This is a genomic window from Streptomyces sp. NPDC003023 (assembly GCF_042888225.1).
Lineage (GTDB): Bacteria > Actinomycetota > Actinomycetes > Streptomycetales > Streptomycetaceae > Streptomyces.
The window spans coordinates 330468-356342 of sequence record NZ_JBIAPL010000005.1 but is presented as its reverse complement, the minus strand read 5'-3'; the positions used below and the strand labels follow the sequence as shown (position 1 = coordinate 356342).

The window sequence follows — 25875 nt, the reverse complement described above, 5'->3', positions numbered from 1 at the left end:
GTCCTCGTCCCGACACTCCCGCCACGGGTCCGGGACCGGAAGACGGAGCCACGATCGTCGACTGGTTGACTGTAAATGAGTGGAAGTGGCTCTTCCAGTGGTTGTTAGGGTGGCACGAACAACCAATGCCACATGTGCTGTTGACCGATGTGGGGGACGAGTGGAGCAGCCCGGGCTGAAGGCTGAGCACGACAAGCTCACCGACCTCGCCGACGACCTCGACGACATGCAGGTCTACCTGGACAAGCAGGTCAAGCGCATGGACGAGATCGTCGACGGTATCGAGGCCGGCTGGCGCGGCCCGTCCGCCAAGGCGTACCGGGCGCTGCACCGGGGTGTCGCCGAGGACGCCGTGCGGATCCGGATGGTCATGAAGCGGCTCGAGCAGGCTGTACGCCTCAGCCGTGACGGCTTCTCGCAGCAGGACCTGGACATCATGGAGCGTCTGCGAAGGGTTCACGCCGGGGTGGACGTGGCCGCCGAGACACGTGAGCTCTCCACGCCGAACCCGGACGTTCCTGACGCGCCGCGCAGCAGGATCGCCGACTTCTGAGTACTGAGGGAAACATGTCGGACGACGAGCACATAACTGTCGACTTCGCTGCTCTGCAACAGCTTTCGGGCGACCTCGAGGACATTCTCAAGAAGCTGAACAAAAGAATGGACCTGCTCTACGGCCGCGTAGCGAAGCTCGTCGTGACCTGGGAGGGCGAGGCCCGTGAGGTCTTCGTCGACGAGCTCGACAAGTGGGACCGCTCCGCGCAGGACCTGGAGGCGGCCCAGGCCTGGCTGCACGAGGTCGTCACCAAGGGCCACATCAACTATGCGGCGGCACACCAGGCGGTGCTGCGGGGCTGGGGCGCCCGCTGATGGCCGGTCCGCAGCCGGGCGCACAGGGGCCCGGCCAGAACGGGACCATCGACGTCAAGCCCTCCGACCTGCACCGGGTGGCCGGTGGGGTGGCGGCCCAGCAGACACCTTTGGACAAGGGCGCCAAGCAGCTCCTCGAGAAGCTGCAGGAGTATCCGGACGCCGGCGGCTACGGCACCGCTCCGCAGGCCTTCGCGACCTCGTACGTCAAGGTGGGCAACCGCTTCCTTGAAGTGTGGGCGAAGAGCGTCGTCAGTATCGGCGGTGCCGCGGTCGGCTTCACCACGACGGCCAACAACTATGCCAAGGCGGAGGCCGCGAACGATCCGACGGGCAAGACGAAGGCCGTCACCCAGCCACTCCCCGGGGTCATCGAGAAGGCACCGAGCTACGGTTCCGTGCCGAATCTCAAGTGGGGCGACGACGACGGCGGCGACGACTTCATCCGGGGCCTCCTCGAGTGGGTACCCGAGCCTGTACGGGAGGTCCTGCGCCCCATCGTCAAGCACGCCTACCGGATGGGGAAGGTTGCCGAGGTCTACCCGTATCCGCAGCAGCACTACCTCAACTCGCTGTCCAAGGCATGGATGGCGATGACTATGACCCTCTCCATGGCCGAGAGCGCGCTGACCGGGAACGTCAGCAGCATCACCCAGCAGAGCAACAGCGAATGGCATAACGCCATGCGCCAGTTCTGCAGTTCCCTGTGGGGGACCACAGCTTGGGGCAAGAGCACCGCGGGCTACCAGTGGAAGCACGACTCGGCCTCCTCGCCGACCGCCACGCACCCGGTCATGACGGTCCTCTTCGACACCGCTCAGAAGGTCAGCGACCTCCTCTACCAGTTCGCCGAGGCGGCCGTCTACGTCAACCACGAGGTGTGGGAGGTGTACAAGGACGCGGTGCGCGAGGCTGTCCCCAAGGTCGAGGTGAACCTCAAGGACGGCGTCGGAATGGACGACGTCAAGGGGCTCATCAAGGGCGTCGTGAAGGGCGTGGCCAAGGGAGCGAGCCAGCTCGGCGCGGGCATCGTCCTCAATATCGACACCGCGAAGCTGAACGCGATCGTCACTGAGTACAACCGGCGGGTCAACGCGCTGGTGCCGCAGCTGGACGCGCTCATGGGGCCGTTGGACGAGGCACACCGCAGCGCCCCGAAGTTCGAGGCGCAGGAGGCGCGGGCCGAGGCGTTCGGCAGGAGGGCGCTCAACGAATTCAAGAAGGAACACCAGTGGACGAACCCGGAGGACACCAAGAACGGCATCTACAAGATCGATCTGGCCAGTTCGGAATGGATGGCCAACGGCCACACTCTGGACAAGCACGTCGGTAAGTCCTCGGAGCAGCTCGCCCAGCGCCTGCGAGATCAGGGTGATCCCGCAACCGCGAGCTGGCCGCATGGCAAGCCCACGGTCGGCGCCGCCTCCAGCTTTGCCGATCTGCAGAGCGCCCAGCGGTACACGCAGTACAACATCGATCAGCACTCCGCCGATATCAAACAGTGGATCGAAGGCCCGCCTCCGCCCGCAGAGGGCGATGTGAGGAAATTCGTCGGCGCGGGCCCCAACGGAGAGGTCACGGGAACCAGCGTGACGAAGCAGCCGTACGACTCGAGCGACCCGATGACGGGATTCAAGCAGGGCGGCATGGACGCCAAGCCCATCGACGTGAAGAACGTCGACACACGGCTGAAGTACGATTCCAGCCTCGATCCCCCCTTCGTCGTCATCACTTCCATGCCGGCGCGCTGACCGAGACTTGGAATGCGAATGGACCATGTGAACCAAGCCGCATGGGAAGCGGCTGCCCTGCGCCTCCTCGACGATGTCTACGCGTTCGCGGCAACCGGCCCGAGGACGCACGCCGACTGGCGGGACGACGTCCTGGCAGTGATGAACCGTGAGGTGAGTGACCCGCGCGGCTGGACCACGCTCGACTGGGACCGGGACAAGGAGGAGCGGGCGGCGAACAGCCCCTCCTTCCCCTTCGTCCCACTCTCCCGGGAGGCCCTGGGGGAGAAGCTGTTCGTCGTTGCGCCCGATGCGGCCGTGCAGCTGCTGGTGACGATGACCTACGAGTGGGGCCCCGTCCCGTCGGCGCAGGCACCGGAAACGCTGGCAGACGCCCTGACCGTGCTGGGCCGGTACGGGGAGCAGGCCTCCTGCTACAGCAACATCACCCAGGCCCGTAACGGTCCGTCGCCCGACCTCAGCGCCGGAGTCACGGCCTGGGCGCCACTCACCCCGTACGACGGCGACTTCGGGGTCGTCGCCGTCTCGCCCGATGAGGTCGGCGTCTTCTGGTCGTTCGACCCCAGCTGACGGAGGCCAGCACCATGCGTACTCGTAGTTCCACCTACCCCGATCGTGAAACCGCGCAATGGGCCACTCAGCAGGTCATCACCCGCAATGAGCAGGCCATTCACCGGTGGCTCGCCCAGGACACCCGGCCGCGGCTGACAGTCGAGGCCGCGTGGCCTTCCAGGGACGAACCGGTCGGCCGTGTACTGCTGCAGGCGATGATGCTCGCCGGACGGGAGCCCGTGGACGTCCGGGCCGCGCGGGTCGTGCTGCGGCGCGAGCCGACAAGTCCGCACGGTTTCGTCGTGCATGTCAGCTTCCCCGTCTACCTCTAGGAATGCGCCGCACCATGTCCATGAAGCCCCTCGAATTCGACCGGCGCTACGGCGAGTTGGACCAGGTGATCAGCGCCTTCACCGGGCAGTCGGCGGACGATGCGGAGGACGAGCCGAGCAGTGCGCTCCAGGCCTACCTGCGCTATACCTGGCACACTCGGCCCTGGGCCCTGGGTGTCGCCGAGCAGCAGGTCCGCGAGTACGCCCGTAATCCACCCGGTCGGCTTCGGCTGCGCCTCGGCGAGTTCTATCCCGTGCCGGACGTCGGACTGGCCGAGTCGGAGATCCAGGGCTGGCTCTTCCTCATCGCCGACCACATCAAACGTTCCGTAGAGAACGGCGAGGCCCCGCGCCCGGAGGTACCCCGCACCCATTGGGAGTGGCGCACTCGCTTCCCCGAACTCGCCCAGTTCCTCGGCGGCTGGTTCTCGCAGAACATGCCCGACGAGTTCATGGACCACGACGCCGCTGCGCGTGACTACGCCGAGTCGACGAACCCACAGATCGTGGGCCGTCTCGTCGGTGAGCTTCAAGAACTCCTCGCTCTCGACCTGGATGATGCCGACTACGCTGTGGCGTTGGCGGAGCTGGGCATGGAAGTCGATCCACCGGCGCCCCACACCCCGAGCGCCTGGCTCGCTCTGGTTGCCGACCGCCTTGCCATCCCGCGGGCGGACTACGGGCCTCCGGCGAACGCTGAACAGTGAGAGCTTCGAGCACCGATGAACGCCTCGCCTCGCTCCGGCCGTCATCGCAGACAAGCCGGAGAAGGCCGCCGCGCCGGCCGGCGGCGGCATGCCGGGCGGTGACATGGACTTCTGATCGACCACTGGTTGATCAACCGTCCTTGACCGAGGGCGGCAGCGACACGGCTCTCGTCGTCGACGATCTTGTACACGAGGCGGTGCTCATCGGTGATGCGGCGGGACCAGAAGCCCTGGAAGCCGTGCCTCAGTGGCTCCGGCTTGCCGATGCCTTCGTTGCCGTTGCGGGCGATGTCCTGGGGTGGGGTGGGCCCCACCACGAAGAGGCCGGGTGGCACCGTGGGGCCGAGCGGCACGATCCGCGAGGGTCGTCGCATGCGAATCACCGGCAGCCGGACCTCCGGCTTCACCTCCATCGCCCTGACCCTCCCGGTCCTCGCCACCGCCTTACTCGCGCTCCCCCAACCCGCGGAGGCCACCGGCCGGCCCGCGACGGCGATCCGCTGGGGCGCCTGCGCCGACAGCGGGCTCGACCCCCGGCAGGAGTGCGGCACCGTCGCCGTCCCGCTGGACCACGACCGGCCCCGCGGACCGCACATCTCCCTCGCCGTGTCCCGCATCCGCAGCGAGAACCCCGACGCCCGCCGCGGCACTCTCCTCCTGATCCCCAGCGGACCCGGCAATCCCGGCCTCCACCAACCCTCGCTCCGCGGGAAGGCCCTCCCGCAGTCCGTGCGCGACGCGTACGACATCGTCAGCTTCGACCCGCGCGGCGTCGGCCGCTCGGCACCGGTCGACTGCCGACTGCCGCACGAAGACCTCGCCATGGAACGCCTGCGGCCCTGGCCCGCGCCCGACGGCTCGGTCGACGCCAACATCGCCAACTCACGCCGCTTCGCGGACGCCTGCGCCGAGCACGGCGGCGACGTGATGCGCACGATCAGCACCCGCAACGAGGCCCGAGACATCGACCGCGTCCGCCGCGCCCTCGGCGAGCGCGAACTGTCGGCCTGGGGCGTCTCCTACGGCAGCTACGCCGGTGCCGTCTACGCGCAGATGTTCCCGCACCGCACCGACCGCTGGGTCCTGGACAGCAGCGGCGACCCCGACCCGGAGCGCGTCTCGCGGGGCTGGCTGGCGAACTCCGCCGTCGGCGTCGAGGACACCTTCCCCGACTTCGCCGCATGGGCCGCCGACCCGGCGAACGACGACCGGCTGGCACACACGGCGGCAGATGTCCGGCCGATGTTCCTCGCCCTCGCCGCACGACTCGATCGCGAACCGATCCCGTGGCCGGGCGCCAACCCCGAGGAACTCAACGGCAACGTCCTGCGCCAGACCCTGCTGGACAGCCTCTACTCCAAGGACCGCTTCCCGGCCCTGGCCCGGTTGATCGCCGCCGCCCGGGACGGCGCGCCCCTGCCGCCCGCCGGCGCGGTTCCGGAGCCCGTCATGCAGAACATCGTCGCCTCCTCCGCCGCGACCATGTGCAACGACGTCGACGCCTGGCCCGCCTCCGATCCGGCCGCCTACGAGAAGGACGTCGCCGACAGCCGTGAGCGCCACCCGCTCACCGCGGGCATGCCGGTCAACGTCATGCCGTGCGCCTTCTGGCAGGACGGCCCGGCCGAGCCGGCGACCCGCATCACCCCCCACGGCCCGTCCAACGTCCTGATGATCCAGAACGAGCGCGACGTCGCCACCCCGCTCGCCGGGGCCCGCGAGATGCGCGCGGCCTTCGGCGAGCGGGCCCGGATGGTCACGGTCGACGCCCTCGGCCACGGCGCCTACCGCGCCCACGGCAACGAGTGCGGCGACGAGACCGTCACCCGCTTCCTGCTGACCGGCGAACGCCCCGAGCGGGACCGCTACTGCGCCTCCTGACCGGCCGGTGCGAGGGCCCGGCGCGGGCGGGCCAGGGCGGTGGACACCAGCAGGTACGGCAGGGCCAGCAGCGCGAAGACCGCGCCGTGCGAGGCGTGCGGGGAGAGCGTCGCGTAGGCCCCGTACGCCAGCAGGGAAGCGATGTTGGTGCCCAGGCCCGTCAGTGAGGTGACGGTCGCCCGGCTCGGTCCGGTGATCGCCGACTGGAGGCGTACGTCGGCGAGTACGTCCGCGAGCTGGAACACGCCGAACGCGACGCCGAGCAGCACGAATCCGGCGGGCGTGCCCGACAGCGCGCCCGCCGCGAGCGCCACGGCGGCCGCGGCGACCAGCGCGGCCACCGTACGGTCCGTGAGCCGTTCGCCCGGTCCCACCAGCAGCGAGCCGAGCGTCACGCCCACCCAGACCACCAGCACCAGCAGCGGCACGGTCTCTGTCGCGACTCCCGTGGACGCGGCGAGCAGCGGCACGTACTCGTCCAGTACGCCCCACACCGAGGTGATCACGACGGCGAGGACCATGGCGCGGCGGACCGGCCGGCTGCCGCGTACCTCGGCGAGACCGTCCTTCAACGTCGCGACGTAGCCCGGACGTTCGGCCTTCTCGTGGCGGTGGCTGTCGGCACGGTGGTCGGGGAGCGTCGCGCCGACCGCCGCGCACAGCAGGCACGCGGCGATGCTGCCGCCCCAGATCAGGGTGTCGCCGCCGAAGGCCAGCGCGGGCGCCGCGGCGGCGGTCGCCGTGGCGGTCGCGGCCATGCTCACGGCCGCCGTCCGGCCCATGATCCGCCCGTAGCGGTCGGCCGCGCCGAGGCGGTTCAGCTCGTCGTGGACAAGGGCTTCCACGGCACCGGAGCGGAGCGATCCGCCGATCGCCCAGAGGGTGAACCCGGCGGCGTAGGCGGCGTACGAGGGGGTGAGCGCCCAGAGGGCGAAGCCGCAGGCGGTCAGCACCGGGCCGATCGCCATCAGGGCCTTGCGGGACACGACGTCCGCCCAGACCCCGGACGGAACCTCGACCAGCAGGCCGACGGCGGACCAGATGGCGAACAGGGACGAGATCTCGGCGGTGGTCAGACCGTGCTCGGCGAACAGCAGAGCGTAGAGGGGGTAGAGGAGGACGAAGTCCTCAAGTCCCGCGTAGGCGAAGAGCTTTCGCTCCAGGGCACGGACGCGGGGGTCGTGCGGGGCTCGCGGGCGCGACGAAGCGGTGAGCATCGTTGAGGTCCTTGGGTGGAACGGACGGGGGACGCCGGGTGCTCACCCGCGCGGCGGCCCGCGACAGCCCGTTCCTGGACCGGATGCGGTGGATCAATGTCGTCGTCGGCTCATGCGGCCGAGTCTACGCCTGGGAGTAGTCCTTGAGCTTCTCCGTTTCCAGGGTGATGCCGACGGGGGAGGGGAGCTGGACGGTCTCGCCGTAGGAGTAGGTCCGGGCGAGGTGGTACGTGCCGTTCCGGGGATCACTGTGCACGAGAAGTGATTTCGTGTCCCGGTCGATGAGGAGGTACACGGGAATGCCCGCAGAAGCGTATCCGTCTCGTTTCTCGACATGGTCGCGGCTATGCGTGTCGCCGTCATGCGAGGTGACCTCGACCGTCATGAGGACGCCCTCCGGGCTCGGCCACATGCCGTCGTGTGCCACGAAATGGTCGAGCGGAGCAAGAGCACCGTCAGCGATGGCACGGCCTCGGCGGTAGCCTTCGAGCCGGAGATCTTGCTCGGGATAGAGGAGCAGATCAGGCCGGTGCTGCATGCACTGCGTAAGCAACCACATGACCATGGCCCTGTGAAGCTGGTCCGGCACGGGCTTGATCCTCAGCTTTCCTGCGATGAACTCGAGTTTGACGCCCTCAGGGGCCTTACTCGCCAGTTCCTCGAAGTCCTCGACGGAGATCTCGGGGTTGTCGGCGCTGATGCGGGTCATGGTGTGGCCTCCTCCCGTCCATCGTGCCTCGTGGCGGGGCCGGGCGAGCGGCACGGTCATGTTCGTGTCCCTGTCGATTGGAGGGGCCGGGTCGCCGCCGCACGGGCCTCGGCGGCGTGGGCGTGGACGCGGGCGGCGGGGAGAGTCGGGGGTGTGGGCGGGGCCGCGCCACGGCAGCGGGCGCAGGCGCCGTCCACCAGGGCGTCGGACCGGCCCGGCGCACCGCACTTGCCGCATTCGAGACTGCGGATCGGCGGCGGTACGCGTACGGGCTCCGGCGGGATCTTGTCGATCAGGCGGCGGCGGGCGAGGGCGGCGGGGGCGTGCACGGGCGACGGCAGTCCGGCGGTCAGCGCCTGGGTGATCCGGCGGGCGTCGGAGCCCCGCGCGAACCACTCCTCCACAAGCGGCGACAGCGCCTCGCACTCGGTGTGGGAGAGGGACATCGCCGGCTGCTCCCGGCCGAGCGCCGCCAGCAGGATGTACGCCCGCGAGCGGGTCGGCCGGCGCTGCTCGACCGGTACGTCGCCGCGCTGGAACGCCGCCCACCACGCGTCGTCGCGTGCCGTACGGGACCACCAGGTGCGTGTCACCCACAGGAGCGATCCCGCCTCGCTCTCCACCAGTTCGAGCCCCCGCCGCAGATGCCCGGCCTCGATGAGGCGGTTCAGGATGCGGGCGGTGGCGTACTGGCCGTGGGTCGTGTGCTTGGCCAGCGTCTTCACGGAGATGTCGCTGTTCTCGGCGAGCCTGTCGATGTACGCCGCGAGGGGCCGGTCACGCTTCGGGAGATGGGCGAAGTCGTGGTCCGTGCGGGGGCGTTGGTCCGGCGCCTGTCGCTTGCCGTAACCGGGGTTGGCGAGGGGGTGCGGGGCAGCACTAAGCTGGCAGTCAGCCATGGATCGAGCTCGATTCGATCGTGATGGTCAGACCCCCGCAGGTGTTCCAGCACCTGGCGGGGGTTGTTCGTTTATCGGAACGCTAGAGCGTGATGACGCTGCGTGGCAAGTCGGTCGCGTGATGTCAACTCGACAGGGCGGGTGGGCGGGTCGAAACAGGACCCACCACCCACATCACTGTGAAGAGCGCTCGAATCTCGGGACTTGAGCTCCGGGAGCTGCGGGAGCGTCGGCTCAGCCGCGCTTGAGGTCGGCGACGAAGGCCGACCAGGCGGCGCTGGGGAAGGCGAGGTGCGGGCCGTCGGGGGACTTGGAGTCGCGGACAGGGATGATGTCCGGGTGGCCGTCGGCGACTTCGAGGCAGTTGCCGCCGCTGCCGCCGCTGTAAGTCGACTTGCGCCAGGTGGCGACCTCGAGGCAGTCGCCGCCGCTGCCGCCGCTGTAGCTGGACTTGTGCCAGACGGCCGTTGTCAGGTCGTACTCATGGCTGCTCGTCTTCATGCGCGTAATCCTCCGCCACTGACTCGATGAGGGCCAAGGAGGTTTCCGGAGACAGCGCGCTGGCCCTGACCAGATCGTAGGTCAGCTGGTGGCGGGCGACCGTGCCCGGATCGTCCTCCAACTGGCCTGCGCCGGAGCCCTCCAGGTAGCTGAGCGGGGGCGCGTCCGGGAAGGACATGAGTCTGAGCGCGCCTTCCATCGACGCGTGCGCGCCCGCCGTGAACGGCAGGACTTGGACGATGATCCGGTGCCGCCGTGCCAGGTCCGCCACATGACGCAGCGCCCCCGCCATCACCGTCGGCCCGCCCGTCTCCCTGCGCAGCACGGCCTCGTCGAACACCGCCCACAACAAGGGCGTTGTTGGATCGGTCAGCAGCCGCGCGCGGTCGAGCCTCGCCTCCACCAGCTCGTCGATGACGGGCTCCGGGGCCGTTGGCTGGTACGCGCGGAAAACGGCCCTCGCGTACGCCTCCGTCTGGAGCAGGCCCGGGATCAGGAGTGGTGCGTACTCCTTGATGGTCTCCGCCGCCGCTTCCGCCTCCGCCGCCTCGGCGAAGTGATCGGGATAGCGCGACTTGTTGGACACCTCGCAGTTGCGGGTGAAGAAGTCGTCCGTGCCCAGGACATCGTCCAGGCGGGTGGCGTGCTCGGGGAGGATGCGGCGCGTGCCGGCCTCCATCTGGCCGATGTAGGAACCGCTGACGAACAGCGGCTCACCCAACTCGTCCTGTGTGAGCCCCGCCTTTATGCGGGCGTGCCGCAGTTCCGCGCCCAGCAGGGCGCGCGGGGAGGCCGACGGGTCGAGGTCCTTGGGTCCGGGCATGGTGCAACTCCCTGATCGACAGGTCGCGTTGTTGGTCCGCCGTCTCTTCCCAGGCTAGCGGGCATCCGTACACGCTGGGTGAGGAATCGGAACCCTGTGTATGGGAGGTATGCGGACATGACGGTTGTGCGATCGGCCGAGCGGTTGCGGACGGCCGAGGAGGTGGTGGCTCAACTCGAGGCCGGGCTGGGGGTGGTGTCGGTGGTGCTGCCGTCGCTGCGGGTCGACGTGGTGTCGCTGGCGAGCGAGGCTCCGTATCCGCTGATCGACCTGGGCCGCTGCAACCTGGACACCGCGCTGCGGCTGGCCGCCGTGCTGCAAGGTCTGGAGAAGTGAGCGCGTCGGGCGACGGCGGGTACGTCGTCGACGTCCGGGACGGGCGGGTGGGGATCGTCATGGGGCGGGTCGGGACGTATGTGCAGCTCCGGCCGCCGGGTGGGGGCCTGGAGTGGGACTGCCCGCCCGGGGACCTGCGGCCGGCGACGCCGGGGGAACTGCTGCGGGCGCGGGTGCGGGAGGTGAACGCGCGGGTGCGGCTGCCCTGAGGCGGACCCTCCCTTACGACCTGACGAGTACACGAATTGCAAAATTCTGCAATTCAATACATGCTGTGTTCGCTGTGTCCGTCGGTAGCCGCGGGCACAGCATCAGGCTGCGGGAAGGCGAGGTTCGGTGGAGTGAGTACCGTGCTCGCACAAGTGCAGGCGCAAGTGACTGGCCGGGTCCGTCCGTTGCTTCCGGCCCGCGACGACTGCGCCGCCATGGCCCACCGGCCGCGCCGCAATCTGCTGGCCGGTCTGACCGTCGCCGTCGTGGCGCTGCCCCTGGCCCTCGGCTTCGGGGTGTCCTCGGGGCTGGGCGCGGAGGCCGGACTGGCGACGGCCGTCGTCGCCGGGGCGCTCGCCGCCCTCTTCGGAGGCTCGAACCTCCAGGTCTCCGGCCCCACCGGGGTGATGACGGTGGTCCTCGTGCCGATCGTCGCGCAGTACGGCCCCGGCGGTGTGCTGACCGTCGGGCTGCTGGCAGGGCTGATGCTGATCGGGCTCGCGCTGCTGCGGGCCGGGAAGTACATGCGCTACCTGCCCGCCCCCGTCGTGGAGGGCTTCACCCTCGGCATCGCCGGTGTGATCGCCCTCCAGCAGATCCCGAACGCGCTCGGCGTCCCCGTGCCCGAGGGCGAGCGGGTTCTGGTGGTCGCGTGGCGGGCGGTCGAGGAGTTCGCGAAGTCGCCGGGGTGGACTGCCGTGGTGACGGCCGTTGCCGTCGCCGCGGCGATGCTCGGCGGGTCCCGGTGGCGGCCCGCGGTGCCCTTCTCCCTCGTCGCCGTGATCGCCGCGACGCTCGTCGCCCAGCTTCTCCACCTGGACCTGGCCCCGATCGGCGACCTGCCGTCCGGACTGCCCGCGCCCTCCCTCGCCTTCCTCGACCTGTCCGCGCTCGGGTCGCTGCTCGCGCCCGCCGTCGCGGTCGCCGCGCTGGCGGCACTGGAGTCCCTGCTGTCGGCCACCGTCGCGGACGGCATGACGGTCGGACAGCGGCACGACCCGGACAAGGAACTGTTCGGGCAGGGCATCGCGAACCTGGCCGCGCCGCTGTTCGGCGGCGTCCCTGCGACGGCGGCCATCGCGCGTACCGCGGTCAACGTCCGTACCGGTGCGTCGTCGCGGCTGGCGTCCCTCACCCACGCCGCCGTGCTCGCCGTCATCGTGTTCGCCGCCGCACCGCTGGTGTCCAGGATTCCGCTGGCGGCGCTCGCCGGAGTGCTGCTGGCCACCGCGATCCGGATGGTCGAGGTCGCCTCGCTGCGCGCGATGGCACGAGCCACCCGCTCCGACCGGCTGGTGCTGGTGCTCACCGCCGTCGCCACACTGGCACTGGACCTCGTCCACGCGGTCGTCATCGGACTGCTGGTCGCCGGTGCACTGGCCCTGCGGGCGGTGGCCGGGCAGGCCCGTATGGATCAGGTCGACCTGTCTCCCGATCTGCCTGGCGAGCACAGCGACGAGGAACAGGCCCTGCTGGCCGAGCACATCGTGGCCTACCGCATCGACGGCCCGCTGTTCTTCGCCGCCGCCCACCGCTTCCTGCTGGAGCTGTCGGAGGTGGTGGACGTACGCGTCGTGATCCTGCGCATGTCCCGTGTCTCGACCATCGACGCGACCGGCGCGCTCGCCCTCAAGGACGCGGTGCGGGGGCTGGAGCGGCGCGGGATCGCGGTGATGATGTCCGGGGTGCGGCCGGGGCAGCGGCAGGTGCTCGACTCCGTCGGCGTGCTCGACCTGGTTCGGTCCACCGGTGGGGAGCACGCCACCACGCCCGAGGCGATCGCCGCGGCCAAGGCCCGGCTGCGGGGCGCCGGGGTCCTTCCCGCCGCGCCGGGCCGGAAGGGCGCGACCTCCGTGCCCGTACAGGGAAGGCCGGGCGGCGCGTGACCAACAGCAGCGACCTGCCGCGCCGCCACGTACTGACCGTGCCCACGGTCCCGGCCTCCGTGCGGCTCGCCCGCCAGACGGCCGAGATGACGTTCGCCTCGTGGGGGATCGGCGCCTCGCACCCGGTCGTGGGACCGGCTCTGCTGATCCTCGCCGAGTTGGTGACCAACAGCGTGCGGCACGCCGCGGAGCAGTCCCCGAGCCTCACGGTCACGCTCGCCGCCGGCGCGGACACCGTCGCCTTCGCCGTTCACGACCGCCACCCCCGCCACCCCGGCATCCTCGCCAGGGCGGGCTGCGGCGGTGGTCTCGCGGTGGTGGCCGAGGTACTGGCCGCCTACGGCGGTACCTGCGTACTGCGCCATGACACGGACGGCGGCGGCAAGAGCGTGTGGATCACGCTGCCCCTGTGACGGAATCCGCGCGGAGAACGAGAGAACGACGATGACCATCGAGTGGCGCTACACCACCCACCAGGACCTCGGGGTCCTCTCCCTGGCCGGTTTCCTGGGCGCCGACGCGGTGCACCGCTTCACCGGGGCCGTCGGCTGGGTACTGGCGCGCGGCGCCGGACCGGTCGTCCTCGACCTCACGGAACTGCGGGGCTGGTCCGTGGGCGGGCAGCTCGCCGTCGCGCAGGCCGGGCGGCGACTCGCCTCGGAGGGAAGGCTCCTGGAGCTCGCGGCGATCCCGGCGGACGGTTCCCTCGTCCCCGACGGCAGCCATCCGCCGCTGACGGTTCACAGCGACCTGGCCGCGGCACTCGCGGCGCACGGCCGTCCTGACGGTCCGGTGCGGGAATGGCGCAGCGACGACTGGCCCGGGGAGGGCCGGACGGGAGTCTGACCGCCTACCGGCAGTGCGCGTGCACGAACCGGTTCCCGTCCGAGCATTCCGCCGGCCTCGCAGTCCGCACCGGCGCCACCGGCATCGGGGCGCCGTCGGCCTCTCGCATCCGCTCCGGCGTCCAGAACTCGCGGATCTCCTCGGGGGACCGTGTCTCGCGGTGCACGACCACACCGCCGGAGTGCTCCGCCTCGGCCACGGCCACGGACACGGCGGCGCCGCCGAGTCCGACCGATACGACGGACGCCGCGAGCACGGCCCAGGCGCGGGACGTCATCGTGGTGGTGCGCCGGGCACGGCGGGCGGGAACGCGCTCCTTCCGCTTCTCCGGGTCCTGTTGCTGGTGCCCGGAGGCGAGCCTCACGTCGGCACGTCCCTGTCGGCCTCGCGCAGCTCGGCCAGCAACTCCTGCTGACCGGCGAGAAGATGGGACAGAATGCGGCGTGCGGAGGCGAGCAGTTCGGCGACGTCACCGCCCGCCAGCTCGTACACCACTGTCGAGCTCTCCCGGGTGGCCCGTACGATGCCGGAGCGGCGCAGCACGGCCAGCTGCTGGGAGAGGCTCGAGGGCTCGATCTCGATGGCGGCCAGCAGGTCCCGCACCGGCATCGGGCCGTCCTGGAGCAGTTCGAGGACGCGGATGCGCACCGGATGGCCCAGCATCCGGAAGAACTCGGCCTTCGCCTGGTACAGCGGGACCGGGCTGCTGGGGGTCACCCTTCGCTCACCTCGTCTGGGCAGTTTCGGAATTGAAGAACTTTTCAATTCTAGTCGCCCCGCTGCGGCGGCGCATCCTCCGGCCGCGCACACGCCAAGTGACGTGTCGTGCACGGCGGTTCGGGTTCCTGGAATGATCGGCGGACCACTTCAGGAGGGACGCGGGCGTGACGTTCGGGGGACAGAATCCGTACCAGGGGTACAGGCATGGGCAGCCGCATCCGGGGGTGCCGCCGCAGCCCGGTCCGTACCCGGGGGTGCCGCCGCAGCCCGGTCCGGGACCGTATCCGGGGCCGCCGCCGCCGTACCGGCCCTACGGTCCGCCCCCGACGCTGTGGCAGCGGTTCCGTGAGGACGAATGGCCGCCGCTGCGCGAGGTGCTCGCCGGGCTGCGGCGGATTCCCAGCTGCCTGCTGGTGCTCGGCATGTGTTTCGTGTGGCCCGCGCTGGCGTTCCTTATCGGCTATCCGCTGGCCCGGTCGGCCCGCCGCCAGGCCCGGCGGCGGTTCCCCGCGCATGCCATCCGCCGCTACCACGACCCCGACGTGTGGCGCGTGCAGAAGACCCGGGCATGGGTCGCGCTGGGCGCGTCCTTCCTGATCCTGGCCGCCTACGGCACGGAGGCGGACTGGAACGAGGTGCAGGAGCAGTACTTCGTCCGGCTCGTGATCACCCCGTGGCTGCTGCTGCTCACCGCGCCCGTGGTGCTGCTGGTCCTGTTCCGGCTCGCGCCGCAGTCGGCCAGGCCGGGGATGCGGGCGCGGCTGCGGCCCGCGGTCCGTTCGGTGCTCTGGTACTTCGGCGCCTTCACCGCGGTGCCGCTGCTCTTCGCCGGCGTGATGCTTCTCGGTCAGAGCTACGCGAACAACACGCTCAGCCCGCTGATCACGCTCGCGCTGCTGCTTCCGGTGGTGTGGGTGCTGTTCTTCGTCGTGTTCGCGTCCACGACCGCCGTGCGCACCGCCTTCAACACCGCCGATGTGCACGCGGCGCTGCCGGCTCTGCTCGCCGGGGTCCTGGTCTGGGAGCTCGCGATCATCAACCTGAGCACGGCGGGCCTGCCGCCGGGCCCGCCGTTCGTGCAGATCTGCGCGGTCGTCGGCGGTCCCGCGTCGGTGACGGCCGTGGCGTGGTGGGAGATCACCCGTCTGCGCACGCGGTACGGGGTGACGCTGCGGGGCTGAGACGGCCGGCGTCTCAGCGCGGGCCGTCGAGCACGTCGGGCTGCTGCGGATCGACCGCGAGCCGCGCCTTTGCGACCGGGGGCGGGGCGGTCGACGGAGCCGGGCGCGCCCGGCGGGTCCACAGCATTGCGCCCAGCAGCAGAGCCGCGGCGGCCACCAGCCACGGCAGCGGGCCGACGGGGAGCGAGCCGGCGACGAGGCCGGCCAGCGCACCGGTCAGCTGGAGCGCGAGCGACTTCACGGACAGGGCCGTGGCACGGACCGTGCTGTCCACGCGGCGGTGCAGCAGGTCGTTCTCGTTCGGGGTGGCGGCGCCGAGGCCGAGGTAGACCAGGCCGTATCCGATGGCGGCGAGAGCCACCGGGGCCGTGCCGCCGTCCCAGGCGGCCGTCACGCCCAGCAGCGTCAGTCCGGTCGCGCCCACGCCGAGAGCGGCGAGGACCGCGTGTTCGCCGCTGCCCGTCAGTCGGGCCGCGAGGGGCGCGAAATGGCTGCCGACCGCGGTGCAGACGAAGCCGGCGCAGGCGAGCGACGCGTAGAGCACGGCGCCGGACTCGGGTGCGCCGGTGAGTCCGGCGGCCCGTCCGGGGGTGAGCAGTTCGATGGACGCGAGCGCGGTGCCGACGGCGGCCGCCGTCAGCAGGATCCGTCGGATCAGCGCCTCCGTGACGCCGAGCCGTAGGCCGCCCAGCATTGTCGCCGGGACGCCGCGGAGCACCCCGCGCAGGGTGGCGGGCGGCCGGGGCGGCTCCGGCAGGGCGGTCAGCACGTAGGCCACGTACCCGATGCCGACCGCCGAGCCGAGCAGGCCGGGTACGGACAGCGGCAGTACGAGGCCGCCGGTGGCGTCGGCCAGCCGGGCGCCCGGGTCGTGGCCCAGGCCGAGGAGGAGCGGCACGGCGCCGCCGGTGAGCGTGCCCAGGGCGAGCGCGGCGGCGGAGGCGGTGCCGCCGCGGGCGAGGCCGGTGCGCAGTTCGGCGCCGGGGCCGGAGTGCGCCTGCACGGTGTCGACGTACCAGGCCTCCGCCGGTCCGCTGGACAGGGCGCGGCCCGAGCCCATCAGGAACATCGCGACGGCCAGGGCCCAGACGGTGGTGCCGAGCGCCATGAGGGTGAGTGCGGACAGGTTGAGCAGGCCCGCGGCGGCGAGGACGATCCGGCGGCCGATGACGTCGGACAGGCCGCCGGTCGGCAGTTCCATGACGGACACGGTGATCGAGTGGACGGCGAACAGTCCGGCGACGACGGCCAGGCTCATGCCGCGTTCGGTCAGGAGCAGCACCTGGGACGGTATGTAGAGGCCGACGGGCAGCCAGAAGAGAAAGGTGACGGCGACGAAGCGGCGGCGGGCGGCGTTGGGGTCCAGGGCCTGGTTCACGAGCGGTCCTCGGCGCGGACGGCGAGCGACGCGGTGAAGAGGACGACCTGCTCGGCACGAGGGTCGCCCTCGTCGCGGGCCGCCAGCTCGTCCACCGTGCGGCTGAAGCTGTCCCACAGCTCGGTGAGCGCCTCGGGGGTCAGCCGTACCACCAGGTCGGTGAAGCCGGACGGCTCCCGCCACTCGTCGCCGAGGCGGCCGGCGGCCAAGTCCTCCTGGTGCCGTGCGAGTGACCGCTCGAGGTGGTCGAGCTGGGCGCGGCGCGTCACGTCGACGAAGGCCCGCGCCTCGACCGAGTCGGCCATCGCGGCGTTGTTCCAGCTGGTGACCTCGTGCTGCGCCTGCCAGCGCCGTTCGCGGCCGTCGCGGTGCTCGGCCTCCGTGATGAACGCGTACTTGGCGAGCACCCGCAGGTGATAGCTGGTCGACGCGGAGGACTCGCCCGTCCTGACCGCCAGTTCGCTCGCGGTGGCGGGGCCGTCCATGCGGAGCATGCCCAGCATGCGGATGCGCAGGGGATGCGTCAGCGCCTTGAGCGCGGCGGCGTCCTCGCGGGGGTCGAGCTCGCGGCGGCGGTGTTCTTCCGGACGTCTCTGAGCGGCCATGCGTCCAGCGTAGGAAGCGGACACCACTTTGCCAAGAAGTTTTTGCAGAATTTTTTTGGAGAATGGTCTCGATGCAAGGCGCTGGAGGAGTACAACAAGCGACTCCTGCGGGCAGCGGCCTATGACAAGTACTTCGAACTCGCTCGTGAGTGGGACATCGAGGGTGCCGAGGCGGCGCATCGTGCCGACAAGGAGGCGTACGGCCGGTGAACGTGTACCTGCTCGACTCGTCCGCGCTCTGGCGCATGCTGCGTGACGGGGAGATGTACGCGGCTTGGGAGTCGACGGTACTGAACGGCAATGTGCGCTCGTGTTACCCGCAACGGAGCGAATTCCTGCGCTCGGCCAGGGACTTGAAAGAGTACGACCTGTACAACTCCATGTTCACCGAACTGTACGACGACGCCCCCCTGCCCGAGGGCGCTGCACAGTGGGCCGCAGGCCTGCAGGCGCGTGCGGCTGAGCACGGTGCGCATCAGGCCCTGTCCGCCGTCGACCTCCAGATCTGTGCCACGGCCGCCCACCACGGACTCGTCGTGCTCCACGACGACAGGGACTTCGTGACCGCGGCCCGCTTCGCGGTCGAGCTCCAGCAGCACAACGTGTACGACGGGCCGCGCTGACACCGACTGGAACTTCGCTGCTCAGTCGGTGGAGGCGGACTCCTGGAGGGCGGCGCGCAGGCGGCCGGAGGTCTGCGACAGGAGGGTCGCCGCGGTCGGCGCGTCGACGCCGCCCAGGATCACCAGGATCGCGTTCTTCACCTCGCCGTCCGTCGCCTCCAGCGCCGCCTCGATCTCCTCGTCCGGCGCGCCCGTCGCCAGCGCCACGATCCGCCGGGACCTCGCGCGCAGCTTGTCGTTGGAGGCGCGGACGTCGACCATCAGGTTTCCGTACGTCTTGCCGAGACGGATCATCGTGACCGTCGAGATCATGTTGAGCACCAGCTTCTGCGCCGTGCCCGCCTTCAACCGGGTGGATCCGGTGAGGAGTTCGGGTCCGGTCACGATCTCGATGCCGTGGTCCGCGGCGGCGGCCAGCGCGCTGTCCGCGTTGCAGGACAGGCCGATCGTGAGCGCCCCCAGCGCACGCGCGTGCTCGACCGCGCCGACCGCGTAAGGGGTGCGGCCCGACGCCGAGACGCCGACCACCGTGTCGTCCGCGGTGAGTTTCAGAGCGTCCAGGTCCGCCGCGGCCAGCTCCTTGCTGTCCTCCGCGCCTTCGACGGCCGTGACCATGGCGGTCGGTCCGCCCGCGATCAGGCCGAGGATTTCCGACGGGTCGGTGTTGAACGTGGGCGGGCACTCGCTGGCGTCCAGAACGCCGAGCCGGCCCGCCGTGCCCGCGCCCGCGTAGATCAGCCGGCCGCCGCGGGCCATGCGCTCCGCGGTGCCGTCGATCGCGGCCGCGATGGCGGGCAGCCCGGCGGCGACGGCGGCGGGGACGGTCTCGTCCTCGCCGTTCATGAGTCGGGCGATCTCGAGGGTCGGCAGCCGGTCGATGTCGGCGAGCTCGGGTCGGAACGCCTCGGTGGTGAGAGTGGCCAGCTGGGCGCGGAGTTCACCGTACGTGGAGGTCATGAAGGTCGGCTCGGCTTTCTCGGTACGTGCGGGTCCGGTTCGGCGGGGTCAACGCGTGCGGGCGTTGTGACGGTGCGCGAGCGCCTCGTACGAGGCGGCGAGGGCGGGGGCAGCCGACTCGTACGTACGCTGGGCCACGCCTATGAACAGGCAGTCCACGACGAGGAGCTGGCCGGTCCGTGACGACATCGCGGCCGGTCTGAGCTCGCTCTCGCGGGCGGTCGACGTGGTCAGGACGTGGTCGGCGTACTGCGAGACCGGGCCGTCCGGGCGGCCGGTGATCGCCACGGTCGTCGCCCCGCGGTCGAAGGCGACCCGCAGCGGCTCGATCACGTCCCCCGTGGAGCCGGAGTGGGTGATCGCGATGGCCACGTCGCCGGATCGCAGCTGCACCGCGTTGGTGACCGCGAGGTGCGGGTCGGCGTGCGCGTGCGCGATGAGGCCGATGCGCAGCAGCTTCTGCGCGAGGTCCATGCCGACCAGCGAGGAGGCGCCCACGCCGTAGATGTCGATACGGCGGGCGGTCGACGCGGCGGCCACGGCCGCGCCGAGCTGAACGGTGTCGAGACCGGCGGCGGTGTCCGCCAGGGTCTGCTGCTCGTCGTAGGCGAGTTTGGCGACGACATCCGCGATGGGGTCGTCGACAGCGATGTCGGTGGTGATCGCGGGGGCCCGCCCGGACTCCTGGTGGGCGGCGAGGCCGGCGAGCGCCAGGCGCAGGTCGCGGTATCCGGGGTAGCCGAGGAGGCGGGCGGTACGGACCACGGTGGCCTCGCTGGTGCCGGTGAGCTCGGCGAGACCGGTGACCGTGAGGGCGGCGCAGCCGGCCGGGTCGTCGGCGACGGCTTCGGCGACCCGCTGCATGGAGCGGGTCATGGACGGCGAGAGCGTCCGCACCTTGGCCGCGAGCGCCGCAGGGGCCGGAGCGTCACCTCTGAAAATTTCCTTCACTTGGTTGGTCACACTTGAAAGGTATTTTCGCGTTTCGGGTGACGTCAAGACCCGGAGACAATGGGTGCATGGTCGACTCGAACCCACTGGAGCAGGCGCTGCACGCGGCCCGTGCGCTGGTCCTCGCCGATCTGGCCGCCCGTGACGTCGCCGACGCCGGGGTCGTGTCCATGGTCGAGGACGCGGTCACCCACCGCCGCTGGTGGGTGGAGCAGTGGCCGGAGGGCGTCGAGTACGTCGCCGGTCTGGTCGCCCAGGACGTCCAGGACGCGCTGCTGGAGCGGCACGGCCGCTGGCCGCTGTGCCCGGTCTGCGACGCCGGCGACCCGCACGCGCTGGAGGTGCAGCCCGAACTGGGCCCGGATCCGCACTGGGTGTGCGGAAAGGCGGGCGTGGTTGTGGCAGCCATAGGCAGCCTGCGGTGACGGTCTACATCGACCCGCCGACCTGGCCGGGACACGGGCGTATGTGGTCGCACCTGGTCAGCGACGTGTCGTTCGAGGAACTCCACGCCTTCGCCGCTCGGATCGGCTGCCCGCCCCGCGCCTTCGAACGGGACCACTACGACATCCCCTCGCACCACTACGCCGACGCGGTCGCGGCGGGCGCGGTGGAGGTCTCCAGCCGCGAGGTGGTCGCGCTCCTGACGGCGGCGGGTCTGCGCAGGCCCAAGGGGCGGCCTGCCTGACGGCGGTCAGGCGGGTGCGGGTGGCGGCGGCCTGTCCGACCATCTGTCCGACGGGCCGTCAGGCGACGAACTCGGCGGTGTCCAGCTCGCCGTCGAACGGCTCCGGCAGCACGATCGTCTCGCCGAACGGGCGGCGCAGACCGGTGCGGTACTTGCCCTCGTGCGGTTCCGAGAAGAGGGTGACCGTGGGCCCGGCCTCGTCGAACCGGTCGATCAGCAGGTACAGCGGTACGTCACCGGCGGCGTAGGAGCGGAGCTTCGCCGACCGGTCGTGCGAGGCGTTGCCGCGCGAGGTGATCTCCACGGCGAGCGCCGCCTCACCGGCGGCCAGCGGGGCCTTCTCCTTCTTCTTGGCCCGTTCGGCGATCAGCTTCCGCGGGACGACGACGAGATCGGGGATGAACAGCCGCTCGTCGCGGTAGAGGAACAGACCCAGGGTCTGGAACACGTCCCAGCCCTCCGGCACCGCGTTGCGCACCGCCCAGTGCACCTGGGCGGCGATGAGATTGTGTCCGTCGTCCGGCGGCGGTACCAAGGTGATCAGCCCCTCGTCGATCTCGGCGCGCCAACCTTCCGGCACGTCCAGTTCCTGCCACGTCTCCAGCAGGTAGTCCCACGACGGCATGTCTTCCTCCGACAGCTCGGGCTCGACCAGCAGCGCGGTCATCGTGAGGTCCCCCTTCTGTGGCTCTGATGATCGGAAACCTAGGGCGAGAGGATCACTCCACGAGACCTTTTCGATCAGCGTCCCACGATCGGGTGATCAACACGCGGAATCAGACATTCTCGGTGCGGGGCGCGCCCTCCGGGAGCACGGCCGCGGACTTCGCCACCACCCGTGACCTGCCGTGCAGCCGCATCGCCACCGCGACGAGGGCGATCGCGACGACCATCATCGCCGCGCCCGCCCAGGCAGTCGACGCGAAGCCCAGGCCCGCGTCGATGACCACGCCGCCCAGCCAGGGGCCACTGGTGTTGCCCAGGTTGAACGCGGCGGTCGTCGTCGCGCCGGCGAGGGTCGGTGCCGCGCCCGCGACGTTGAACATGCGGGCGTTGAGCGCCGGGGCGGTGAAGAACGACGAGAAGCCCAGCAGGAACGACAGTGCCACGGCCACGGCGGCGTACGACGCGAACAGGGCGAGCGACGCCAGCAGCACCGTCGAGGCGATCGTGCCGCCGAGCATCACGCCGAACAGGTGCGCGTCGGCGATCCGGCCGCCCACCGTCGAACCGGCCAGCGCGCCGATACCGAACAGCGCGAGCACCGTCGGCACCCAGCCCGCGTCCAGGCCCGCCACATCCGTGAGCAGCGGACTGAGGTAGGTGAAGAGGCAGAACACACCGCCGGCCGCCAGGGCCGTGATCGCGATCGCGAGCCACACCTGGCCGTCGCGGTAGATGGTCAGCTCCTGCTTCACCCTCGGCTTCCGCTCGGGCAGCGGGATGCGAGGGATCCTCATCAGTACGCCGACGAGCGCCACGGCGGACGCGGCACCGACCGCCCAGAACGCGGAACGCCACCCCAGGTGCTCACCGAGGAAGGCGCCCGCGGGCACGCCGAGGACGTTCGCGATCGACAGCCCGCCGATCATGACGGCCATCGCCCGGGCCCGCTGGTTCACCGGCACCATGGCGATGGCCACGGCCGCGCCGACGGCCCAGAACCCGGCGCAGGCGAGCGCGCTGACGACGCGGGACGCGAAGAGGATCTCGTAGGTGGGGGCGAGCGCTCCGGCCACCTGCCCGAGGCCGAAGACGGAGATCAGCGTGACCAGCGTCGTCCTGCGCGGCAGCCGGAGCGTCGCCACCGCCAGGAGCGGCGCGCCCACCACCATGCCGACCGCGAAGGCCGACGTCAGCAGCCCGGCCCGCGGAATCGACACGTCCAAGTCCTCCGCGATCGGCGGCAGCAGCCCGGAGAGCATGAACTCACTCGTACCGAGGGCGAACACGGACAGGCCGAGGATGTAGACGGCGAGCGGCATACGGGCGGCGGACGCGGAGCGGGCCGTGCGATCAGAAGGGTCGGGCATGACAATGGCCAACAGATCGTTGAAGCCTTGAATTCCCTGTCGTCTCAGGACGCGGCCAGCAGCTCCAGCTCGACCGCGAGGTTGTGGCGGGCCCGCTGCTCCCATTCCCGCTGCCCGTAAGGCGTGTGGAACAGGAGCGGCAGCCCGAGCAACTGGCGCAGAACCCCTGCCCGGCCGTCGCGGAAGGCCTCGTCCGGTACGAAGGCGTACTCCTCGCGGACGGCCGACGCGTAGGCCGCGTACACCTCCGGGGCGGCGGCCAGGATCGCCAGGTCCGCGTCGCACAGGACCTGGCCGTTGCGGTCGCCGTGGTCGGGGTCGTGGGTGACGGTGAGGCGGACCAGACGGGCGACCTCCGCCGTGGCCCGGTCGCTCAGACCGGCCTCGGGGAGCGCGCGCTCGGCGAGGCGGGCCGAGCGCTCCTCGTTCTCCGAGCGGTCCGGCAGGTACACCGCGTCGTGGAACCAGGCGGCGAGGCGGACCAGGTCGGGGTCGTCGGCGTGGCCCGCGAGGGTGTCGACGTGGTCGAGGACCGCGACCAGATGATCGGTGGTGTGGTACCTCCGCTGCGGCTCGGCCCAGCAGGCGAGCAGCCTCTCGGCGTACGCCTCCGGGGCGGGGCCGTCCGCGGCCCCGCGGGCTCCGAGCAGCGCTTGCGTCCAACGGGCGCCGAGGTCGGCGGATCGGTCGGTCATGGCTCTCATTGTGCCCCGCACGCGCAGGGCTCCGGGGCGGATGCCCCGGAGCCCTGAGCGCGGTCGGACGGTCCTGGAACCGCGAGGTCACGCGGCCTTGAAGCCGCGCAGGCGCAGCGAGTTGCCGACGACGAACACGGACGAGAAGGCCATGGCCGCGCCCGCGATCATCGGGTTGAGGAGGCCGGCGGCGGCGAGGGGGAGGGCGGCGACGTTGTAGGCGAAGGCCCAGAACAGGTTCGAGCGGATCGTGCCGAGGGTCTTGCGGGAGAGACGGATCGCGTCGGCGGCGGCGTTGAGGTCGCCCCGTACGAGGGTGAGGTCACCGGCCTCGATCGCGGCGTCGGTGCCGGTGCCCATGGCCAGGCCGAGGTCGGCCTGGGCGAGTGCGGCGGCGTCGTTGACACCGTCGCCGACCATGGCGACGCTGCGGCCCTCGGCCTGGAGCCTCTTGACCACACTGACCTTGTCCTCGGGCATGACCTCCGCGATGACCTCGTCGATGCCGACCTCGGCGGCGACGCTCTTCGCGACGGCCTCGTTGTCGCCGGTCAGGAGGATGGGGGTGAGGCCGAGGGCCCGCAGGCGGCGGATCGCTTCGGGGCTGGTGTCCTTGACGGCGTCCGCGACCTCGAGGACGGCACGGGCCTCGCCGTCCCAGGCGACGGCGATCGCGGTGCGGCCGGCGGCCTCGGCGTCGTGCTTGGCGCGGGCGAGGTGGGCGGGCAGCTCCATCGCCCAGTCCTGGAGCAGCTTCTCGCGGCCGACGAGGACGGCGTGCCCGTCGACGACGCCCTGGACGCCGAGGCCGGGGATGTTGGCGAAGTCCTCCGGGGTGGGCAGGGTGCCGACCTTGTCCGCGGCGCCGGTGGCCACGGCCTGGGCGATGGGGTGCTCGGAGGCGTGCTCCAACGCGCCCGCCAGCCGCAGAACCTCGGTCTCGGTGGTGCTGTCGGTGGTGTGGACGGCGAGCAGGGTCATCCTGCCGGTGGTGACGGTGCCGGTCTTGTCCAGGACGATCGTGTCGACCTTGCGGGTCGTCTCCAGCACCTCCGGGCCCTTGATCAGGATGCCGAGCTGGGCGCCGCGGCCGGTGCCGACCATCAGCGCGGTCGGCGTGGCCAGGCCCAGGGCGCAGGGGCAGGCGATGATCAGGACGGCGACGGCGGCGGTGAACGCGGCGGTCAGCCCGGAGCCGTTGCCGAGCCAGAAGCCGAGCGTGCCGAGCGCGAGCGCGATGACGACGGGCACGAAGACGGCGGAGATCTTGTCGGCCAGGCGCTGGGCGGCGGCCTTGCCGTTCTGCGCGTCCTCGACCAGCTTCGCCATCCGGGCCAGCTGGGTGTCGGCGCCGACGCGGGTGGCCTCGACGACGAGACGGCCGCCGGCGTTCAGGGTGGCGCCGGTGACGGAGTCGCCGGTCGAGACCTCGACGGGGACGGACTCGCCGGTGAGCATGGAGGCGTCGACGGCGGAGGAACCCTCGACGACGGTGCCGTCGGTGGCGATCTTCTCCCCGGGGCGGACCAGGAACCGGTCACCGACCTGGAGGTCGGCGGTGGGGATGGTCTCCTGGCGGCCGTCGCGCAGGACGGTGACCTCCTTGGCCCCCAGCTCCAGCAGAGCCTTCAGCGCGGCCCCCGCCTTCCGCTTGGAGCGCGCCTCGAAGTAGCGCCCGGCCAGGATGAACGCGGTGACGCCCGCGGCCGCCTCGAGGTAGATGTTCCCCGCCCCGTCGCTGCGGGCGATCGTGAACTCGAAGGGGTGCGTCATGCCCGGAGTCCCGGCCGTACCGAAGAACAGCGCCCACAGCGACCACAGGAACGCCGCCGAGGTCCCGACGGAGATCAGGGTGTCCATCGTCGCCGCGCCGTGCTTCGCGTTGGTCCAGGCCGCCCGGTGGAACGGCCAGGCGGCGTAGGTGACGACCGGCGCGGCCAGGGTCAGGCTCAGCCACTGCCAGTACTCGATCTGCAGCGCCGGGATCATGGCCATGGCGATGACGGGTACGGCGAGCACCACGGCGGTGACCAGCCGCTGGCGCAGCGGCGTCAGCCCGTCGTCCTCGGCCGCCGGCTCCTCTCCCGCCTGCTGCGACGAGGGCGGGGGCGGGGGTGCGGGTTCGGCCGCGGTGTAGCCGGTGGCCTCGACCGTCGCGATGAGATCGGCGACCGCGACGTCCCCGGCGAAGCTCACCTTCGCCTTCTCCGTCGCGTAGTTCACGGTCGCCTCGACGCCGTCCATGCGGTTGAGCTTCTTCTCGATGCGCGCGGCGCAGGAGGCGCAGGTCATGCCACCGATCGCGAGCTCGACGGAGCGGGGGTCGGACGTGGTTGTCGTCGAGGTGGCGGTCTCGGTCGTCGTCTGCGGCATGGTGTCCTCCTCGGTCTTTATACCCCCCTGGGGTATCCCTGGCGTCTCCATGTATACCCCCCTCCTGTACGGGATGCAAGGGCTGTCCTCCGGGCAGGGATCGCCGTGTGGCTGCCACGGGGCGATGTGAGCATTAGGCTGGCCATTGGAC

The 25875-nt window shown here is 71.0% G+C and carries 32 protein-coding genes and 1 pseudogene; 17 read left to right on the top strand and 16 right to left on the bottom strand.

The genetic code is table 11. The annotated features are described in order from the left end of the window. Window positions 1-160 precede the first annotated feature (160 nt). From ACFYV1_RS19680 to ACFYV1_RS19655, 6 genes are read left to right on the top strand one after another with little or no spacing between them, the layout of a single operon-like run. Window positions 161-553, top strand: coding sequence for a WXG100 family type VII secretion target (locus ACFYV1_RS19680; protein WP_389396771.1), 393 nt, complete (start codon window positions 161-163; stop codon window positions 551-553). 14 nt (window positions 554-567) lie between these two features. After that, window positions 568-870, top strand: coding sequence for a WXG100 family type VII secretion target (locus ACFYV1_RS19675; RefSeq protein ID WP_389396770.1), 303 nt, complete (start codon window positions 568-570; stop codon window positions 868-870). Then, on the top strand, window positions 870-2621 hold the full coding sequence (locus tag ACFYV1_RS19670) for an RNase A-like domain-containing protein (protein WP_389396769.1): 1752 nt from the start codon (window positions 870-872) through the stop codon (window positions 2619-2621). Before ACFYV1_RS19675 ends, ACFYV1_RS19670 begins: the two co-directional genes overlap by 1 nt. A gap of 18 nt (window positions 2622-2639) precedes the next feature. Further along, complete coding sequence (locus ACFYV1_RS19665; protein WP_389396768.1) at window positions 2640-3191, top strand: hypothetical protein; 552 nt, start codon at window positions 2640-2642, stop codon at window positions 3189-3191. 14 nt (window positions 3192-3205) lie between these two features. Next, complete coding sequence (locus tag ACFYV1_RS19660; RefSeq protein ID WP_389396767.1) at window positions 3206-3505, top strand: RNase A-like domain-containing protein; 300 nt, start codon at window positions 3206-3208, stop codon at window positions 3503-3505. A 14-nt stretch (window positions 3506-3519) separates the two neighbouring features. Further along, window positions 3520-4212 (top strand): contact-dependent growth inhibition system immunity protein, encoded by a 693-nt coding sequence (locus tag ACFYV1_RS19655; RefSeq protein ID WP_389396766.1) that lies wholly within the window; start codon window positions 3520-3522, stop codon window positions 4210-4212. 152 nt (window positions 4213-4364) lie between these two features. Here the strand turns inward: ACFYV1_RS19655 and ACFYV1_RS19650 are convergent. After that, a pseudogene (locus ACFYV1_RS19650) lies at window positions 4365-4508 on the bottom strand (Txe/YoeB family addiction module toxin); the annotation flags it as partial. A gap of 76 nt (window positions 4509-4584) precedes the next feature. Here ACFYV1_RS19650 and ACFYV1_RS19645 point away from each other — a divergent pair. Then, window positions 4585-6093 (top strand): alpha/beta hydrolase, encoded by a 1509-nt coding sequence (locus tag ACFYV1_RS19645; protein ID WP_389396765.1) that lies wholly within the window; start codon window positions 4585-4587, stop codon window positions 6091-6093. Here ACFYV1_RS19645 and ACFYV1_RS19640 read toward each other — a convergent pair. The 5 genes from ACFYV1_RS19640 to ACFYV1_RS19620 form a co-directional block, all read right to left on the bottom strand. Continuing rightward, window positions 6078-7310 (bottom strand): MFS transporter, encoded by a 1233-nt coding sequence (locus ACFYV1_RS19640; protein ID WP_389396764.1) that lies wholly within the window; start codon window positions 7308-7310, stop codon window positions 6078-6080. The two genes, ACFYV1_RS19645 and ACFYV1_RS19640, sit on opposite strands and share 16 nt — an antisense overlap. Window positions 7311-7434: 124 nt before the next feature. Beyond that, window positions 7435-8019 (bottom strand): Uma2 family endonuclease, encoded by a 585-nt coding sequence (locus ACFYV1_RS19635; protein ID WP_389396763.1) that lies wholly within the window; start codon window positions 8017-8019, stop codon window positions 7435-7437. Window positions 8020-8075: 56 nt separating this feature from the next. Next, entirely contained in the window at window positions 8076-8918 is an 843-nt protein-coding gene (locus tag ACFYV1_RS19630) for a hypothetical protein (protein ID WP_389396762.1), read from the bottom strand. Window positions 8919-9152: 234 nt separating this feature from the next. Continuing rightward, window positions 9153-9419 (bottom strand): DUF397 domain-containing protein, encoded by a 267-nt coding sequence (locus tag ACFYV1_RS19625; RefSeq protein ID WP_389396761.1) that lies wholly within the window; start codon window positions 9417-9419, stop codon window positions 9153-9155. Further along, a complete protein-coding gene (locus ACFYV1_RS19620) occupies window positions 9400-10242 on the bottom strand; it encodes a helix-turn-helix domain-containing protein (protein WP_389396760.1) in 843 nt (280 codons plus the stop codon). Before ACFYV1_RS19620 ends, ACFYV1_RS19625 begins: the two co-directional genes overlap by 20 nt. A gap of 117 nt (window positions 10243-10359) precedes the next feature. On the opposite strand from ACFYV1_RS19620, the gene ACFYV1_RS19615 reads away from it, so the two are divergent. The 5 genes from ACFYV1_RS19615 to ACFYV1_RS19595 all read left to right on the top strand — a co-directional run bounded on the left by ACFYV1_RS19615 (window position 10360) and on the right by ACFYV1_RS19595 (window position 13520). Next, the gene (locus ACFYV1_RS19615) at window positions 10360-10578 is read left to right on the top strand and encodes a hypothetical protein (protein ID WP_389396759.1); all 219 of its coding nucleotides are present in this window, start codon (window positions 10360-10362) and stop codon (window positions 10576-10578) included. Further along, window positions 10575-10787, top strand: a complete 213-nt coding sequence (locus ACFYV1_RS19610; RefSeq protein ID WP_389396916.1) for a hypothetical protein — start codon at window positions 10575-10577, stop codon at window positions 10785-10787. The genes ACFYV1_RS19615 and ACFYV1_RS19610 overlap by 4 nt, the downstream gene beginning before the upstream one ends. A gap of 216 nt (window positions 10788-11003) precedes the next feature. Beyond that, window positions 11004-12674, top strand: coding sequence for a SulP family inorganic anion transporter (locus ACFYV1_RS19605; RefSeq protein WP_389396908.1), 1671 nt, complete (start codon window positions 11004-11006; stop codon window positions 12672-12674). Further along, a complete protein-coding gene (locus ACFYV1_RS19600) occupies window positions 12671-13087 on the top strand; it encodes an ATP-binding protein (RefSeq protein WP_389396758.1) in 417 nt (138 codons plus the stop codon). Before ACFYV1_RS19605 ends, ACFYV1_RS19600 begins: the two co-directional genes overlap by 4 nt. A 31-nt stretch (window positions 13088-13118) precedes the next feature. Then, window positions 13119-13520, top strand: coding sequence for an anti-sigma factor antagonist (locus tag ACFYV1_RS19595; RefSeq protein WP_389396757.1), 402 nt, complete (start codon window positions 13119-13121; stop codon window positions 13518-13520). A gap of 4 nt (window positions 13521-13524) precedes the next feature. Here ACFYV1_RS19595 and ACFYV1_RS19590 read toward each other — a convergent pair whose 3' ends face one another. Further along, window positions 13525-13884 (bottom strand): hypothetical protein, encoded by a 360-nt coding sequence (locus ACFYV1_RS19590; protein ID WP_389396756.1) that lies wholly within the window; start codon window positions 13882-13884, stop codon window positions 13525-13527. After that, complete coding sequence (locus tag ACFYV1_RS19585) at window positions 13881-14237, bottom strand: ArsR/SmtB family transcription factor (protein WP_389396755.1); 357 nt, start codon at window positions 14235-14237, stop codon at window positions 13881-13883. Before ACFYV1_RS19585 ends, ACFYV1_RS19590 begins: the two co-directional genes overlap by 4 nt. Before the next feature lie 167 nt (window positions 14238-14404). On the opposite strand from ACFYV1_RS19585, the gene ACFYV1_RS19580 reads away from it, so the two are divergent. After that, window positions 14405-15421: a hypothetical protein gene (locus ACFYV1_RS19580; RefSeq protein ID WP_389396754.1), complete on the top strand. Its 1017-nt coding sequence runs from the start codon at window positions 14405-14407 to the stop codon at window positions 15419-15421. 13 nt (window positions 15422-15434) lie between these two features. Here ACFYV1_RS19580 and ACFYV1_RS19575 read toward each other — a convergent pair whose 3' ends face one another. Both ACFYV1_RS19575 and ACFYV1_RS19570 read right to left on the bottom strand, forming a co-directional pair. Then, entirely contained in the window at window positions 15435-16799 is a 1365-nt protein-coding gene (locus ACFYV1_RS19575) for an MFS transporter (protein ID WP_389396753.1), read from the bottom strand. Next, a complete protein-coding gene (locus ACFYV1_RS19570) occupies window positions 16796-17404 on the bottom strand; it encodes an ArsR/SmtB family transcription factor (RefSeq protein ID WP_389396752.1) in 609 nt (202 codons plus the stop codon). Before ACFYV1_RS19570 ends, ACFYV1_RS19575 begins: the two co-directional genes overlap by 4 nt. Before the next feature lie 42 nt (window positions 17405-17446). Here ACFYV1_RS19570 and ACFYV1_RS19565 point away from each other — a divergent pair, with 42 nt between their 5' ends. Beyond that, a complete protein-coding gene (locus ACFYV1_RS19565) occupies window positions 17447-17614 on the top strand; it encodes a hypothetical protein (protein ID WP_389396751.1) in 168 nt (55 codons plus the stop codon). After that, the gene (locus ACFYV1_RS19560) at window positions 17611-18027 is read left to right on the top strand and encodes a PIN domain-containing protein (protein WP_389396750.1); all 417 of its coding nucleotides are present in this window, start codon (window positions 17611-17613) and stop codon (window positions 18025-18027) included. The genes ACFYV1_RS19565 and ACFYV1_RS19560 overlap by 4 nt, the downstream gene beginning before the upstream one ends. A 21-nt stretch (window positions 18028-18048) precedes the next feature. Here ACFYV1_RS19560 and murQ read toward each other — a convergent pair whose 3' ends face one another. Next, window positions 18049-18984, bottom strand: coding sequence for an N-acetylmuramic acid 6-phosphate etherase (murQ, locus tag ACFYV1_RS19555; protein ID WP_389396749.1), 936 nt, complete (start codon window positions 18982-18984; stop codon window positions 18049-18051). Between the two features lie 48 nt (window positions 18985-19032). Beyond that, window positions 19033-19947, bottom strand: coding sequence for a MurR/RpiR family transcriptional regulator (locus tag ACFYV1_RS19550; protein ID WP_389396748.1), 915 nt, complete (start codon window positions 19945-19947; stop codon window positions 19033-19035). A gap of 56 nt (window positions 19948-20003) precedes the next feature. On the opposite strand from ACFYV1_RS19550, the gene ACFYV1_RS19545 reads away from it, so the two are divergent. Both ACFYV1_RS19545 and ACFYV1_RS19540 read left to right on the top strand, forming a co-directional pair. Further along, window positions 20004-20360, top strand: a complete 357-nt coding sequence (locus ACFYV1_RS19545) for a hypothetical protein (protein WP_389396747.1) — start codon at window positions 20004-20006, stop codon at window positions 20358-20360. Then, entirely contained in the window at window positions 20357-20623 is a 267-nt protein-coding gene (locus tag ACFYV1_RS19540; protein ID WP_389396746.1) for a DUF4031 domain-containing protein, read from the top strand. The genes ACFYV1_RS19545 and ACFYV1_RS19540 overlap by 4 nt, the downstream gene beginning before the upstream one ends. A gap of 58 nt (window positions 20624-20681) precedes the next feature. On the opposite strand, the gene ACFYV1_RS19535 is transcribed toward ACFYV1_RS19540, so the two are convergent. The 4 genes from ACFYV1_RS19535 to ACFYV1_RS19520 form a co-directional block, all read right to left on the bottom strand. After that, window positions 20682-21290 carry a Uma2 family endonuclease gene (locus ACFYV1_RS19535; protein WP_389396745.1) on the bottom strand — a complete coding sequence of 203 codons (609 nt, stop codon included), beginning with the start codon at window positions 21288-21290 and terminating at the stop codon, window positions 20682-20684. A gap of 109 nt (window positions 21291-21399) precedes the next feature. Beyond that, window positions 21400-22608, bottom strand: a complete 1209-nt coding sequence (locus tag ACFYV1_RS19530) for a Cmx/CmrA family chloramphenicol efflux MFS transporter (RefSeq protein ID WP_389396907.1) — start codon at window positions 22606-22608, stop codon at window positions 21400-21402. Between the two features lie 92 nt (window positions 22609-22700). Next, window positions 22701-23351 (bottom strand): hypothetical protein, encoded by a 651-nt coding sequence (locus ACFYV1_RS19525; protein ID WP_389396744.1) that lies wholly within the window; start codon window positions 23349-23351, stop codon window positions 22701-22703. Window positions 23352-23438: 87 nt separating this feature from the next. Continuing rightward, on the bottom strand, window positions 23439-25724 hold the full coding sequence (locus ACFYV1_RS19520) for a heavy metal translocating P-type ATPase (protein ID WP_389396743.1): 2286 nt from the start codon (window positions 25722-25724) through the stop codon (window positions 23439-23441). Window positions 25725-25875 lie beyond the last annotated feature (151 nt).

What these genes read in the sequence shown, in the direction of transcription:
- ACFYV1_RS19630 (WP_389396762.1), bottom strand. Translation starts at nt 8,918, where the DNA reads ATGGCTGACTGCCAGCTTAGTGCTGCCCCGCACCCCCTCGCCAACCCC.
- ACFYV1_RS19615 (WP_389396759.1), top strand. Translation starts at nt 10,360, where the DNA reads ATGACGGTTGTGCGATCGGCCGAGCGGTTGCGGACGGCCGAGGAGGTG.
- ACFYV1_RS19520 (WP_389396743.1), bottom strand. Translation starts at nt 25,724, where the DNA reads ATGCCGCAGACGACGACCGAGACCGCCACCTCGACGACAACCACGTCC.
- ACFYV1_RS19645 (WP_389396765.1), top strand. Translation starts at nt 4,585, where the DNA reads ATGCGAATCACCGGCAGCCGGACCTCCGGCTTCACCTCCATCGCCCTG.
- ACFYV1_RS19640 (WP_389396764.1), bottom strand. Translation starts at nt 7,310, where the DNA reads ATGCTCACCGCTTCGTCGCGCCCGCGAGCCCCGCACGACCCCCGCGTC.
- ACFYV1_RS19620 (WP_389396760.1), bottom strand. Translation starts at nt 10,242, where the DNA reads ATGCCCGGACCCAAGGACCTCGACCCGTCGGCCTCCCCGCGCGCCCTG.
- ACFYV1_RS19525 (WP_389396744.1), bottom strand. Translation starts at nt 23,351, where the DNA reads ATGACCGACCGATCCGCCGACCTCGGCGCCCGTTGGACGCAAGCGCTG.
- ACFYV1_RS19660 (WP_389396767.1), top strand. Translation starts at nt 3,206, where the DNA reads ATGCGTACTCGTAGTTCCACCTACCCCGATCGTGAAACCGCGCAATGG.
- ACFYV1_RS19535 (WP_389396745.1), bottom strand. Translation starts at nt 21,290, where the DNA reads ATGACCGCGCTGCTGGTCGAGCCCGAGCTGTCGGAGGAAGACATGCCG.
- ACFYV1_RS19655 (WP_389396766.1), top strand. Translation starts at nt 3,520, where the DNA reads ATGTCCATGAAGCCCCTCGAATTCGACCGGCGCTACGGCGAGTTGGAC.
- ACFYV1_RS19635 (WP_389396763.1), bottom strand. Translation starts at nt 8,019, where the DNA reads ATGACCCGCATCAGCGCCGACAACCCCGAGATCTCCGTCGAGGACTTC.
- ACFYV1_RS19675 (WP_389396770.1), top strand. Translation starts at nt 568, where the DNA reads ATGTCGGACGACGAGCACATAACTGTCGACTTCGCTGCTCTGCAACAG.
- ACFYV1_RS19530 (WP_389396907.1), bottom strand. Translation starts at nt 22,608, where the DNA reads ATGCCGCTCGCCGTCTACATCCTCGGCCTGTCCGTGTTCGCCCTCGGT.
- ACFYV1_RS19570 (WP_389396752.1), bottom strand. Translation starts at nt 17,404, where the DNA reads ATGGCCGCTCAGAGACGTCCGGAAGAACACCGCCGCCGCGAGCTCGAC.
- ACFYV1_RS19665 (WP_389396768.1), top strand. Translation starts at nt 2,640, where the DNA reads ATGGACCATGTGAACCAAGCCGCATGGGAAGCGGCTGCCCTGCGCCTC.
- ACFYV1_RS19605 (WP_389396908.1), top strand. Translation starts at nt 11,004, where the DNA reads ATGGCCCACCGGCCGCGCCGCAATCTGCTGGCCGGTCTGACCGTCGCC.
- ACFYV1_RS19625 (WP_389396761.1), bottom strand. Translation starts at nt 9,419, where the DNA reads ATGAAGACGAGCAGCCATGAGTACGACCTGACAACGGCCGTCTGGCAC.
- ACFYV1_RS19595 (WP_389396757.1), top strand. Translation starts at nt 13,119, where the DNA reads ATGACCATCGAGTGGCGCTACACCACCCACCAGGACCTCGGGGTCCTC.
- ACFYV1_RS19545 (WP_389396747.1), top strand. Translation starts at nt 20,004, where the DNA reads ATGGTCGACTCGAACCCACTGGAGCAGGCGCTGCACGCGGCCCGTGCG.
- murQ (WP_389396749.1), bottom strand. Translation starts at nt 18,984, where the DNA reads ATGACCTCCACGTACGGTGAACTCCGCGCCCAGCTGGCCACTCTCACC.
- ACFYV1_RS19670 (WP_389396769.1), top strand. Translation starts at nt 870, where the DNA reads ATGGCCGGTCCGCAGCCGGGCGCACAGGGGCCCGGCCAGAACGGGACC.